Origin of the sequence: Meiothermus sp. Pnk-1, assembly GCF_003226535.1 — a bacterium.
In the GTDB taxonomy this organism is placed as follows: Bacteria; Deinococcota; Deinococci; order Deinococcales; family Thermaceae; genus Allomeiothermus.
Genome location: NZ_QKOB01000003.1, coordinates 122,289 through 134,555 on the forward strand (window position 1 = coordinate 122,289; position 12,267 = coordinate 134,555).

General features: G+C 65.5%; 12 protein-coding genes and 2 tRNA genes. 7 read left to right on the forward strand and 7 right to left on the reverse strand.

Translation table 11 applies throughout. The annotated features are described in order from the left end of the window. Positions 1–25 precede the first annotated feature (25 nt). Both DNA98_RS05345 and DNA98_RS05350 read right to left on the reverse strand, forming a co-directional pair. Entirely contained in the window at positions 26–208 is a 183-nt protein-coding gene (locus tag DNA98_RS05345) for a hypothetical protein (protein ID WP_110527292.1), read from the reverse strand. After that, a complete protein-coding gene (locus DNA98_RS05350; RefSeq protein WP_233493101.1) occupies positions 201–1,259 on the reverse strand; it encodes an ATP-binding protein in 1,059 nt (352 codons plus the stop codon). Before DNA98_RS05350 ends, DNA98_RS05345 begins: the two co-directional genes overlap by 8 nt. A gap of 109 nt (positions 1,260–1,368) precedes the next feature. Here DNA98_RS05350 and DNA98_RS05355 point away from each other — a divergent pair, with 109 nt between their 5' ends. Continuing rightward, on the forward strand, positions 1,369–1,800 hold the full coding sequence (locus DNA98_RS05355; protein WP_110527295.1) for an antitoxin Xre/MbcA/ParS toxin-binding domain-containing protein: 432 nt from the start codon (positions 1,369–1,371) through the stop codon (positions 1,798–1,800). Further along, positions 1,801–2,265 (forward strand): RES family NAD+ phosphorylase, encoded by a 465-nt coding sequence (locus DNA98_RS05360; RefSeq protein ID WP_110527299.1) that lies wholly within the window; start codon positions 1,801–1,803, stop codon positions 2,263–2,265. A gap of 218 nt (positions 2,266–2,483) precedes the next feature. Here the strand turns inward: DNA98_RS05360 and DNA98_RS05365 are convergent, their stop codons facing one another. The 4 genes from DNA98_RS05365 to DNA98_RS05380 form a co-directional block, all read right to left on the reverse strand. Beyond that, positions 2,484–4,721 carry a right-handed parallel beta-helix repeat-containing protein gene (locus tag DNA98_RS05365; RefSeq protein ID WP_110527302.1) on the reverse strand — a complete coding sequence of 746 codons (2,238 nt, stop codon included), beginning with the start codon at positions 4,719–4,721 and terminating at the stop codon, positions 2,484–2,486. Positions 4,722–4,741: 20 nt separating this feature from the next. Further along, positions 4,742–5,335 (reverse strand): hypothetical protein, encoded by a 594-nt coding sequence (locus tag DNA98_RS05370; RefSeq protein WP_110527305.1) that lies wholly within the window; start codon positions 5,333–5,335, stop codon positions 4,742–4,744. Positions 5,336–5,423: 88 nt separating this feature from the next. Then, positions 5,424–6,311 carry a hypothetical protein gene (locus tag DNA98_RS05375; RefSeq protein WP_110527308.1) on the reverse strand — a complete coding sequence of 296 codons (888 nt, stop codon included), beginning with the start codon at positions 6,309–6,311 and terminating at the stop codon, positions 5,424–5,426. After that, on the reverse strand, positions 6,311–6,877 hold the full coding sequence (locus DNA98_RS05380; RefSeq protein WP_110527311.1) for a TetR/AcrR family transcriptional regulator: 567 nt from the start codon (positions 6,875–6,877) through the stop codon (positions 6,311–6,313). Before DNA98_RS05380 ends, DNA98_RS05375 begins: the two co-directional genes overlap by 1 nt. A 124-nt stretch (positions 6,878–7,001) precedes the next feature. Between DNA98_RS05380 and DNA98_RS05385 the strand changes: the two genes are divergently transcribed. The 5 genes from DNA98_RS05385 (at position 7,002) to clpX (ending at position 10,530) form a co-directional block, all read left to right on the forward strand. Next, a tRNA-His gene (locus tag DNA98_RS05385) sits at positions 7,002–7,078 on the forward strand. 60 nt (positions 7,079–7,138) lie between these two features. Then, positions 7,139–7,223: transfer RNA gene (locus tag DNA98_RS05390), tRNA-Leu, on the forward strand. A gap of 172 nt (positions 7,224–7,395) precedes the next feature. Beyond that, a complete protein-coding gene (gene tig, locus DNA98_RS05395) occupies positions 7,396–8,607 on the forward strand; it encodes a trigger factor (protein WP_110527314.1) in 1,212 nt (403 codons plus the stop codon). 146 nt (positions 8,608–8,753) lie between these two features. After that, positions 8,754–9,344 carry an ATP-dependent Clp protease proteolytic subunit gene (locus DNA98_RS05400; protein ID WP_110527319.1) on the forward strand — a complete coding sequence of 197 codons (591 nt, stop codon included), beginning with the start codon at positions 8,754–8,756 and terminating at the stop codon, positions 9,342–9,344. Next, a complete protein-coding gene (gene clpX / locus DNA98_RS05405) occupies positions 9,331–10,530 on the forward strand; it encodes an ATP-dependent Clp protease ATP-binding subunit ClpX (protein WP_110527322.1) in 1,200 nt (399 codons plus the stop codon). The genes DNA98_RS05400 and clpX overlap by 14 nt, the downstream gene beginning before the upstream one ends. Positions 10,531–10,970: 440 nt before the next feature. Here the strand turns inward: clpX and DNA98_RS05410 are convergent, their stop codons facing one another. Beyond that, entirely contained in the window at positions 10,971–12,254 is a 1,284-nt protein-coding gene (locus tag DNA98_RS05410) for a hypothetical protein (protein WP_110527325.1), read from the reverse strand. Between the last annotated feature and the right edge of the window lie 13 nt (positions 12,255–12,267).

Here is a 12,267-nt window from a genome sequence, read left to right on the forward strand (position 1 = left end):
CGGGGGAGTCCCGCCCCCCTCTTTTCTACAAAACCAGTTTGCTCTCCACCTCCGCCAGCTTCAGGCGGGCCAGGGCAAGGTTAGCCCGCCCTGGGTCGAGCACGTAGGAGAAGAAAAGATAGGGGTACTTCTCCCCCAGACGGATGAGGTGGTACTGCTTGCTCAACGAGATGAGTATGTCCTCGATGCGGTCTTGCAGACTAAACATAATCGCATGGCCTGATTTGGGTAAGGTGGTTTGTAGATTCTAGTTTGTTCACTGAGTAGTCGCGGGGAAGCACATCAGCTATAGGTGATAGAGGATCTGTGTCTGACTGCATGGCTGCGTACGGCTCAAGCATGGCTGCCTCCTGTCCCGTTTGACCCCTTTGCGGCCCCTTCAAGACATACCGCGTCCCCTTGCCGGTTTCCCCCACCCGCTCGAAGATGCCCGCCTCCGTCAGTTGCTCCAGGTCACGGCTGGCGGTGCACTTGGAGACACCCGCGACCTCCTGGTACTCACGGTTGCCGATGCCGCCGTGCTCCTTGGCGTACATCACCCCCCATACCTGTCTCTCGGAGAGCCCCCGCGCCCGCAGCAGCTCGGGCGTGTAGGCGTCCTTGAGGAAGGTCAGGCGGAACCCACCGGCCTCCTCGGCCATCTCCGGCTCGGGGAGGCCCTGGTCCCGGAGCGCCTGGCGGATGCGGGTGATCCCCGAGCCCCAGCGCTCGACCAGCCCGGCGTAGTACAACACCTGGGCGATGGCCGGGTTGCGCAGGCGGGAGGGGTGGTCCTCCCGGCGGAGCACCTCCACGGTGAGGCCGCCGTAGAGGGTGCCGGGGTTCCACAGCGAGAGCCGGTCAGGGTAGAGCCGCACCTGGATGTCGCCGGAGTCGGCGTAGTCCCGGTGCATCAGGGCGTTGAGCACGGCCTCGCGCAGGGCCTCGATCAGGGCCTTGAGGTAGTCGTCGGGGACGATGCGCTGCCCGACGGCGGTGGCGTTGAAGTCCACCACGTCCACCACCCCGGAGAGCGCCGGGTTGGCCTGGGCCACCGCCCGCACCGCGTCGGTGAGCCTCTCGCCCAGGCCGCCCTTGGGCAGGGTGCGCAGGTAGCCCCGCACACGGTCGTCGGTGGGGGCCGCGTCGCCCCAGGGGAACTCGGGCAGCACCTCGAAGCTCACCGGGCTGTCGGGGAAGACCAGCTTAGGGGGGAAGCCCGAGTCGTCGAGGCGGAAAGGATAGACCCACCGGAATGAGAAGCCCTGCGGTTCAGGCACAGGGCCCCCCGAGGCCGACCGGCGCTGCGCCCACCAGAGCGGATTGGAAGGCTCGACACGCATCCGCCAAATGGACGTTGTAAGATTCCAGACGGAACGGTGAGACGCCATGACCGCGACCCCGCACGACCCCGCCCTCGAGTCCCTCGCCCTCTTCGGGCTGCACCCGCGCGACACCCAGGAGGGCATCCGCTACCTGCTGGACGGCCTGCCCGCGGAGGGCTGGGACCGGCTGCTGGAGCGCTTGGGCGTGGGCGAGCGGCACCTGGCCTGGGTGGTGCGCATCCCGCCTACCACCCTCCACCGCCGCAAGCAGAGCGGGCGCTTCACCCCGGAGGAGAGCGAGCGGCTGTGGCGGCTGGCCCGGCTGGTGGCCCACGCCGCCCAGGTCTTCCGCACCCCTGAGGGGGTCGCGCGCTGGTTCAGCCGGCCCAACCGGGCGCTGGGCGGGGCCACCCCGCTGGAGTACGCCCGCACCCCGCTGGGGGCGGAGGAGGTGGAGCGGGTGCTCGAGCGCATCCTCGACGGGGGACCCGCCTAGATGCCGCGGCTGCAGGCCTGGCGCCTGGTGGCCCGCCACCGGGCCGAGACCGCCTTCGACGGCGAGGGCAGCTTCCGCTACGGCAACCGCTGGAACCACCCCGGCACCCGCGTGGTGTACCTGGCCTCCACCGCCAGCCTGGCCGCGCTGGAGGTGCTGGTCCACGCCGAGAGCTACGCCGAGCTACCGGAGTACCTGGCCTTCCCGGTCAGCTTCGACGCCGAGCTGGTCCTCGACCCGCCGCGCCTGCCCCCCGACTGGAGGGCCGATCCCGCCCCCCCGAGCACCAAGGAGCTGGGCAGCCGCTGGGCGGCCGAGGGCGCCAGCGTGCTGCTGAGGGTCCCCAGCGCGGTGGTGCCCTGGGAGCACCACTACGTGCTCAACGTCTCCCACCCGCAGTACCGCCGGGTGCACGTCGGCGAGCCCCGGCCCTTCGCCTTCGACCCGCGCCTACTCAAGGGCTGACCGGCGCGCAAAGGGGCGGAGCCTCAGAGGTCCTCCCGCCCCGCCATGACGCAGACGGAAAGCCCGTCTAGCCTGCGAACTTCTCCAAGAGCGATCCCATCACCAGCAGGTTGTCGCCCCAGATCAGCTTGTCGGGCCAGACCAACTCAGTCTGGTCTCGCGATGATGCCGTCGGGGCCGAAGCGCGGGCCCTGGGTGGGGACGCTCCCGGGGGCGGCCTAGTCCCGCTCCACCGCCCCGATGTCGCACTTGCCGTTCTGCGGCTGCGGGCGGCTGACCCCGCGGGCGTCGGTGGCGACCGAGTTGCCGTCCAGGTCGGTGCAGGCCGAGGGCGGCACCTGGTCCAGCACCGGGCTGCCCGACTGCGGCAGGTGGGTCTGCACCGGGCCGCCGTTGTCGGCCAGGGGGTTCAGTTGGGGGTCTTTTGGGCTGGAACCCGTGCCCACCAGGTCGGTGCCCTGAGCGCTGAAGTTGCAGTCTGCGTTGTTCCCGACGAGGTTGTACCCGCTGCTGGTGATGGTGTAGGAGCCGCCGCCGCTGCAATCCGGCCCACTGGAGGTGGCGGTGTTGCCCGCCAGGATGACCCCTTTGAGGGGGACGCTGCCGCTATAGTAGGCGAAGAAGTACAGCCCTCCGCCGCTGGAAGCGGTGTTGTTGGTGAGGGTGGAGAAGGCGACCTTCAGGGTGCTGCCGCCGTAAATCCCCCCGCCGTTGCCCGTGGCGCTGTTCCCGCTCACCGTCACGTTGGTCAGGGTGCCGCCGCCGTAAATCCCCCCGCCGTTCGTGGCGCTGTTCCCGCTCACCGTCACGTTGGTCAGGGTGCCGCCGCCGGCAATCCCCCCGCCGTTCGTGGCGCTGTTCCCGCTCACCGTCGTGTCCTTCAGGGTGAGGGTACCGGTGTTGTAAATCCCCCCGCCGTTACGGGCGCGGTTCCCGCTCACCGTCACGCCCTCCAGGGTGAGGGTGCCGCTGTTGGCAATCCCCCCGCCGTCAACCGTGGTGCTGTTCCCGCTCACCGTCACGTTGGTCAGGGTGAGGGTGCCGCTGTATTCGTTGGCAATCCCCCCGCCGTCGCCCGTGGTGCTGTTCCCGCTCACCGTCACATTGGTCAGGGTGAGGGTGCCGGTGTTGAGAATCCCCCCGCCCCCGTTCCCGCTCACCGTCACATTGGTCAGGGTGGCGGTGCCGTAGTTGCGAAGCCCCGTCCCCGGGTTATCGCTCAGGGTGCTGTCGGTGAGGGTGAGGCTGCCCCCGTTGACGAAGATCCCGTTCTTCCCGTTTCCGCTCACCGTCACATTGCTCAGGGTGGCGGTGCCGCCGTTGATGTAGGCCCCGGCGTCGAGGTTGTCCTTGAGCGCCACCCCGTCCAGGGTCAGGTTGCCGTCGCTGAACACCCCGAAGGCATTGTTGGGCGCCTTCCGGAGGGTGAGCCCCTCGATGCGCACCGTCTTGCCGCTGTACACCTTGATCAGCCCCGTGGTGCCGTTGCCGTCCAGGATGGTGCTGGCCTGGCCGGCCCCGCGCAGGGTGATGTTGCCGTTCAGGTCCAGGTCGCCGCCCCCCTCGTCGTTGCCGGTGAGGGTGAGGGTGTAGATGCCCGCCGGGATCTGGACGACCACCGGGTCGGAGAGGTGGTTGGCCTCCATCACCGCCGCCCGCAGCGAGCAGTTCTGGCTCGAGTCGGCGCAGGCTTGGTCGCCGGGGGTGGCGTCAACGGTGTCGGCGGGGGTGTTGACGGTGAAGAGGAGGGCCGGGTCCACCGTCAGGCTCAGGGGGACGGTGCGCTCCAGGCCCCCCGAGGTGGCCTTGAGGGTCAGGGTGTAGCTCCCCGCCGGGGTGCCGGCGCTGGTGGCGAGGGTCAGGGGCTGCTGCACGCTCCCCGGGCCGCTCACGGTCAGGCTGTTGGGGGAGAGCGTCACCCCCGCCGGGGGGTTGACCAGGGAGAGGCTCACCGTGCCGGTGAAGCCGTTCTGGGGGGTGAGGGTGAGCTGGGTGGTCTTGCTCTCGTTGCGCAAGGCGCTGAGGCTGCTGGGCGAGAGGGCGAGGGTGAAGCCGGGGGCGCCCTGCACGGTGAGGGTCAGGCCGGCCTCCCGGGTCTGGCTGCCGCCGGTGGCCCGCAGCTTGAGGTTGTAGGTGTTCACCGCCACGCCCGAAGCCACGCTAATCGTCAAGGCCTGGTTCACCGGGCTGCCGCCGGTGACGCTCAGGCTGGCGGGGGAAACGGTGATCCCCGGGACAGCGTTCCCGCTGCCGTCCACCAGGGCCAGGTTCACCGTCCCGGCGAAGCCGTTCTGGGGGGTGAGGGTGAGCTGGGTGGTGCCGCTATTCCCCTGGGTCACCGTGAGGCTGGCGGGGTTGAGGGCGAGGGTGAAGCCGGGCGGGGGGGTGCTGGGGCATCCGGTCAGAAGGAGCAGCAGGCCCGCCGCGGCGAGCATCCTGGTGAAAGGGTGTCCCATGGTCTCTCCTCCGGGCGGGCTCAGAACTTGATCGTCCCGGTCCCCCCGCCCCAGGTGACGGTGAGGGTGCAGCCCTCCAGGTCCGGGATGCTCTGGGTGGTGAGGGTGGCCTCGAGCGTGGCGGTGTTGGAGCTGCCGTTCTTCAGGATGTTGAGGAGCGTGTTCAGGTCGGAGAACGTCATCGAGCCGTTGTAGATGCTCCCCACGCTCACCGCGCCCCCGCTCACGCTGACCGTGAACGAAGCCCCCCGCACGCTGGCGGTGGCGCTGCGGGGGTTGTTCTGGGCGTCGGTGTCGGAGACCGTCGCGGTGGCGTCCAGGGTGACCTGGATGGAGCTGGGGAGGGGTTTCGGGCAGTCGTCGCCGAAGTCGATCTTGGCGATGCTGGGGTTGAAGGTGAAGCCGGTCGGGGTGGCGGGCAGGTTCAGGTTCTGCAGGTTGTCGAAGGTCGCCCCCACGGTGGTCCTGCCTTCCACCTGGGCGCTGGGGCCCAGGGTGAAGGTGCTCTGCTTTCCCTCCAGGCCGAAGGGGTTGTTGATGGGCGGGGAGCTGATGAGGCCGCAGCCGGCCAGCAGCAGGGCGGTGAGGGGGCCTAGGATGGCGATGCGTTCCATAGGTTTCCTCCTGGGGTGTGTACGGTCGATCACAGTATACCCCGCGGTTTGGGCTCCCGGGGGTTATCCGTGCCCGGCCAGCCGGGCGCTAGGCGGGGGGGCGGGGCCAGCGGTGGTAGGCGAAAAGGAGCAAAAATATGAGCCCCAGCGCGGGTTCCGGATGGAAAAGGCAAGAGAGGGCGAAGGCGTGGAAGAAAAGGGGCTCGAGCGCCCGGGTGGGTCGCCGCCGGAACACCCGGAAGAGGGTTCGCCCTTGCCGTAGCGCGAGCAACAGGAGATAAAACCCGTACGCCACAAATCCAGCCAGCGGGGGAACCGGGGTGTTGAGCAGGTTCAGCCCCACGCTTCCTAGCGCCAGGAGGCGGGCCGTCGAGAGGAGGAGGTCGGTGGTCCCTTCCTCCAGGGTAGCTTCCAGCTCGAGCGCTTCCCAGCTTTCATGGGGTTGCCCCAGGTGGATGCGCCGCCCCTCGTGCCCACCCAGGTAGATTTGCGGGTCGGTGACCCCCAGCGCGATCAGCGCACCGGGGTCGCGCTTTAGGGTTAAAAAGGCCCAGGGGTCTAGGGGCAGCCAGGCTCCCTCGTGCCAGACCTCCAGCCAGTGATGGAGTTTTCCGTCCAGCAGTACCCCCACGGCCCGGCGCACCAGATATCCTTCAAGCTCGAGCCGGGTTTTGGCCCACTCGCTGACCATACGGGCGGAATCCTCGGGGGCTTCTTCTAACAACTCGGCCAGATGGGCCAGCCCTGGCTTTCCCACCGGCTCGAGGCGGGCCTCTCCCCATATCGAGACCTCCTGCTTAGGCCCTAGGGTGTAGCCGCTGAAGAGGTCCTCCCCCACCAACTGGCTCTGCACGGGACGGAAAGAGAGCGAAACCCCCCGCACCTGTTGACCAGGCCGGTCGGTGGGAATGGGCAGCAGCACCGGGAGGGGCTCGCTACGAATATTCTTGAAGCTAAAGCTGAATCGAACGCGCATTATCGCTTGAAGCCCTCGAGCAGCATCTCCACGAAGGCGTCGGCAACCTGCCGAGCGCTTAGGCGCCCTTGGGGGTTGAACCATTGGTACGCCCAGTTGGCGCCGGAGAGCGCCAACACCGCGGCCAGCTTGGGATCCAGGTCTTTGCGGAACTGGCCGTTTTTGATTCCTTCGGCGAAGATCTCGCGGTAGACGTTTTCGACCCGGTTGCGCCGCTGGGCGATGGCGTGGTAGCGCTCGGGGGAGAGGTGTTTCCACTCGTTGAAAAACACCGTGGCCAAGTCCTTATTGCGGGCCACCACCTCGAGGTGACCTTCCAGGGCTAGCCGCAATTTTTCCGCTGGGGGGGCGCTCGAGGCCAGCACCGGGGCCAGCGCCGCGTCGAACTCGTCCGCTGCTCGGTTGACGATTTCCCACAACAGCTCTTCTTTGCCCGCGATGTGGGCGTAAAGGCTGCCGCCCTGGAGGCCCAGTTCACGAGCCAGATCGCGCATCGAGGTGGCGTGATAGCCCCGGCTGCTGAATAAAGCCCCGGCTCGAGCTAGGATTTCTTCTCGGCGGCCCATAACAAACAATCGTTAGTTTACCGCATCCTCCTAACGCCCCTACCCGCGCAGCCATCCTTGACGCGCCCGGCGCTTGCGCCTACAATAGCGTTTGCTGTAGAGCGGGTTGCGGCCCGCCTTCGTGGTGAGTGTAGCTCAGCTGGTTAGAGCACTGGTCTGTGGAACCAGGGGTCGTGGGTTCAAGTCCCATCACTCACCCCAAACAGGTTGCAGCGCACGGGGGTCAGGGTTCAGTGGCCCCTGTGTCCTCATCCTGAGCGCGCGAGGATGGTGGAATTGGTAGACACGCCAGACTTAGGATCTGGTGCCGCAAGGCGTGGGGGTTCAAGTCCCCCTCCTCGCACCACACCCCCGGCCCCAGTGGGCCGGTTTTTTGATACGGGTTGAGGCCGGGCAAAGCTAACCTCGAGGTTTGCCCCTTGTGGCCGGGGTAGCTAAAACCTCGCATAGCGAGTACACTGTAACGCTGGTAACTCCGGACTGCTGGTCTGGACTGGAACTCTAGATGAGGTGTCAAGGTGGCAGAGATTCTCGAGCGTGAAGGCTATCGCGTGAAGCTGAAAGTTGAGGTTCCGGCCGCGGAGGTCAACAAGGCCTACGACGCCGTGTTGCGGGAGTATGCGAGCAAGGTGCGGGTTCCGGGGTTTCGCCCTGGTAAAGCCCCGACCAAGGTGATCGAAGCCCGGCTGGGCCGCGAGAGCCTGCTGGAGGAGGTCAAAGAGCGGCTCCTCGACGCCAGCTACCCCGAGGCGGTGAAGGAACTCGAGCTGTTCCCGGTGGGGGTCAAGCTGCTCGAGGCCCATCTGGAGCAAGGCCAGCCCTTCACTTATGTGGCCGAGGTGGAGAACTACCCCGAGGTCAAGCTGCCCAACTGGCGGGAGTTCAAGCTCGAGGTTCCCCCGGTCGAAATAACCGACGAGATGGTGGAGCAAGCCCTTCAAGAGCTACGCCAGCGGTACGGAGAGCTGGTGCCGGTGGAGCGGCCCATCGAAGCCAAGGACCAGGTTTTTATCGAGACCGAAGACGGGGCCCGCTTCCCCGTAGATATGGAGAAGGCCCTCGAACACGTTCGAGAGGCCTTATTGGGTAAGGCTGCGGGCGACGAGGTGATGGTCCCGGTCAAGGATGGGGACGCCGTGGTCAAGGAGCTCAAGACCAAGATCCTCGAGGTCAAAGCCCTACAGCTTCCCGAGCTCGACGACGAGTTCGCCAAAACCGTGGGCGAGGAGAGCCTGGAGGGGTTGCGTGGCAAGGTGCGCCTGAGCCTGGAGGCTCAGGCGGCCCGTACCGTGCAGGAGGCCAAGGCCGAGCAACTTTTGGAGAAGCTCGCGGAGGGGCTCGAGGCGGAGATTCCCCCCACTATGCTGAACCGCGAACAGCAGCACCTCCTGGAGCACATGGCCGAGGACCTGCAAAAAGAGAAGACCACCCTGCAGGATTACCTCAAGAAGCTCGAGGACGAAGGCAAGCTGGAAGAGTTCCGGGCCGACCTGAAGGCCTCCGCGGAAAAACGTATCCGCCGGGCGCTGGCGAAGGAGAGGCTACAAGAGGAGCTTGGCACCGAGCTCACCGAGGAGGAGTGGAACGCCTACCTTTCGGACATGGCGAGGGCTTACCGCACCAATGTGGCAAGCTTGAAGAAGGAGCTGGGTGAGGAAACCCTCGAGCGCCTGCGGGTGCAGCGCACCCAGGATAAGGCTTTGGCCGAAGCCCTGCAAAAGCTCGAGTAAGGTCGTTCGGGCTCCGTTGAATGTGCCCCGGTAGATTGAACCGGATTTCGGCTGACACCAGAATAAAGCCGTAAACGACTACCGGGGTTTTCAACGTAAGCGATGGCCCTTTGTCTCAAAGGTTGGCGCTTAGAATGGGAGGCAGTATGGTAGTTCCCTACGTCATCGAACAAACCACTCGGGGAGAACGGGTTTACGACATCTACTCCCGCCTGCTGAAGGATCGCATCATCTTTTTGGGTACGCCCATTGACGCCGCCGTTGCCAACACCATCGTGGCCCAGATGCTCTTTCTCGATGCGCAAAACTCCCAGCAGGACATCCGGCTTTACATCAACTGCCCAGGTGGAGAGGTGACGGCAGGACTAGCCATCTACGACACCATGCAGTTTGTGCGTTCCCCCGTCTCCACAATTTGCGTGGGGATGGCGGCCAGCTTCGGGGCGGTGCTGCTGGCAGCGGGAGCGCCGGGTAAGCGTTATGCCCTGCCACACGCCAACATCATGATCCACCAGCCCTGGGTTTCGGGAGGCTTGGGCGGGCAGGTCTCGGACATCATGATCCGGGTGGAGGAACTGGCCAAGAATAAGCGGCTGCTGAACGAGATTCTGGCCAAACATACCGGCCAGCGGGTGGAAAAGGTCGAACGCGACACCGACCGCGATTACTTCATGAGCGCTCCCCAGGCCAAGGAGTACGGGCTGATCGACCAAGTGGTGACCCATGAAACGGAGTAAGCCCGCCTGTAGCTTCTGTGGCCGCCAACACCCTGAGGTGGCCCACCTTATCGAGTCACCCTTGGGCGAGGTGTACATTTGTGACGAATGCGTGGGGCGGGCGGTGCAGATCCTGGAGGATGAATCCCCCAAACCCCGCTTTCAAGGTCCCCAGCGGCTTCCCAAGCCCGTCGAGATCAAAAGCTTCCTCGACCAGTACGTTATCGGACAGGAAGGTCCCAAACGGGCGCTTTCGGTGGCGGTCTACAACCACTACAAGCGCCTGATGCACCCTGAGGCCGAGATTCAAAAGTCGAACATCCTGCTTATCGGCCCCACCGGGACCGGCAAGACCCTCATGGCCGAGACCTTGGCGCGGATGCTGGATGTACCCTTCGCCATCGCCGACGCCACTACCCTCACCGAGGCCGGGTATGTAGGCGAGGACGTGGAGAACGTGTTGCTGCGGCTTTTACAAGCGGCCGACTTCGATGTCGAGGCTGCCGAGCGGGGTATCGTCTACATCGACGAGATCGATAAGATCGCTCGCAAGTCGGAAAACCCTAGCCTGACCCGGGATGTCTCGGGCGAGGGAGTGCAGCAGGCTTTGCTCAAGATCATCGAAGGAACCATAGCCAACGTGCCACCACAAGGTGGGCGCAAACACCCTCACCAGGAGTTCGTGCAGGTCAACACCAAGAACATCCTGTTTATCCTAGGCGGGGCGTTTGATGGGTTAGACCGCATCGTCAAGGCCCGGGTAGACCAGCACCCCATCGGTTTTACCAAGGCCAAGTTTAATCCGGAAAAGCTCGAGATCATCCCCGAGGACCTCGTGCGCTTTGGCCTGATCCCCGAGTTTGTGGGGCGAGTCCCGGTGGTGGTAGGGCTCGACGCGCTCGACGAGGAATCATTGGTGCGCATCCTTACCGAGCCCAAGAATGCGCTGGTGCGTCAGTATCAAGAGCTCATGCGGATGGAAGGGATCGAACTCAAATTTACCCCTGCCGTCTTGCGGGAGGTAGCGCGACGGGCGCTCAAGCGCGGTACTGGGGCTCGAGGCCTACGCGCGGTGATCGAGAAGGCTATGGTGGACCTGATGTACGAGGCTCCCGGGTCGGGGGTTTGGGAGATCGTCGTAGACCTTCCGCACCTGGATAAACCCCTAGCGGCTTTAGAAGAAGCTCGGTTGCGGCAGGCTTCCTAAGAGGTGGGATAGGAGAGACCCCCCGTTTGTAGCGCGCGGGTAGAAGGGACACCCAAACCCGGGTGTCCCTAGCGCACTGGTATGGGGCCTCGTGCGGCTTCACGCCTTGTGTTGTACGCAATACGCAAAACGCAAGACGTGACTTAGGTCATACGCCATACGCAAAACGCGGGGGTAGATTCCCTATTGGGACGGGCTACGCCCGTACACCCGAGGGACGATCCCCTATCGGGACCGGCAGAGCCGGTACACCCGGGGTAGATTCCCTACCCCGCCTACCGGCGGCGAAGGAGACGCTTCTTTCGCCGAGCGAAGCGAGACGCTTGTTTCGGCGTAAGCCGTGGGGTGGCGTCTCGGGACGAGCAAAGCTCGTACACCTAGGAGACGATTCCCTATCGGGACCGGCGGGGCCGGTACACCTGTCGGGCCTGGGTGCTGCGTCAACAAGGAGGCACCGGCTCACTCGCCGCCTTCTCGGTGAGGGTCGCGGCGTCGGAACTCTGGCCCACCACCACGCAGAGGGTGTAGTCCACGGCGGGGGCGAACTGGGCCCCCTGGGCCTTTTGGCCATAGCCGAAAGGCTGAGCCAGCCCATCGCCTGCGTAGACCGTGCCGAGCGAGGTTCCGTAGAACGACGACGAACCCCAAGCGATCTTCTTACCGGTGGTGGGGTCATTGCCCTGCAGGCTATAGTTGAGCGACTGGTAAGGCCACTGCCAGTCCGGGGGCAGGGTGTTGCCGGTTTTCCCCCTCGAGTCCGCCCACCCGTCGGTGAAGAGGCTCTGGCCGGAAGGCAGGGGCTCGAACAGGCCCATCTCGTACTTGCCGCCGAAGATCAGGACGTGAAACCGGGCCTTCTTCCAGGGGGTATTCCAGGTGAAGGGGGTCTGCCAGGTCAGGCCACCGGCTTTGGCGGCGCTGAACTTGTAGAACCCGTCGGCCCAGGCGATGGAGGTAGCTACCGTGCCGGCCCCGGCATCGAAGTCTAAAACCCCGTAGGGCCCGCGCAGGTCGAAGCGCAGTGCGTCGGGCGGAACCTGAGCGGCCTCGAGGTCATACCTGTAGCGAATCCGGGGGTAGTCCTTGCCCGCCGTGAAGGTCCAGGTGATCTCGAGCGGGATCAAGTACTTCCGGTGCCCATCGAGCGGGGTGCGGTCTTTGGGACTGCCGTCTTGGTTGAACTCGACCGGCACGGGTTGGAGGGTACCCCAGCGGTAGTAGATCTGCTTGAAGGTGTGGCTGGCCGTCGGCGCGGTGGCCCCCACCGCCAAGCTCACCGGCCCCTCCGTCACCGGGAACTCTTTTCCCAGCGGCGAGTCGTCCTCACCGTGTTTGGAGGCCACACTGCCCTGGCTGCCGTCGGTGAAAACGCGCCACTGCTCGTGCGAAACGAAGTAGCCGAAGCCGCCGTCCGGGTCACCCGGAGCGTTCACCAACACCCGAACCCCATCCTGGATGTAGCTGAACTGTACGGCGTAGCCTCCGTGCCCCGAGTTGCCACCCCCCTCCCGTTTGAGCGACACGCTGCGCTCCAAGCCCTTGGAGTCGGTCCACACATAGCGGTCCACGGCGACGTTCTGCCCGCCGATGCGGAGGGTGGCGCTGTCCCGGCGGACCTGGCCGGGCGTGGGCGGGCCGGGCTCCGGGTCGGAAGCGCCGCCGGGGCAGGCGGTGAGGGTCAGGGTCAACGCGAAGCCGAAGGTCAAGAAGCCCAGTTTGGTCATAAGCTTGCCCTTT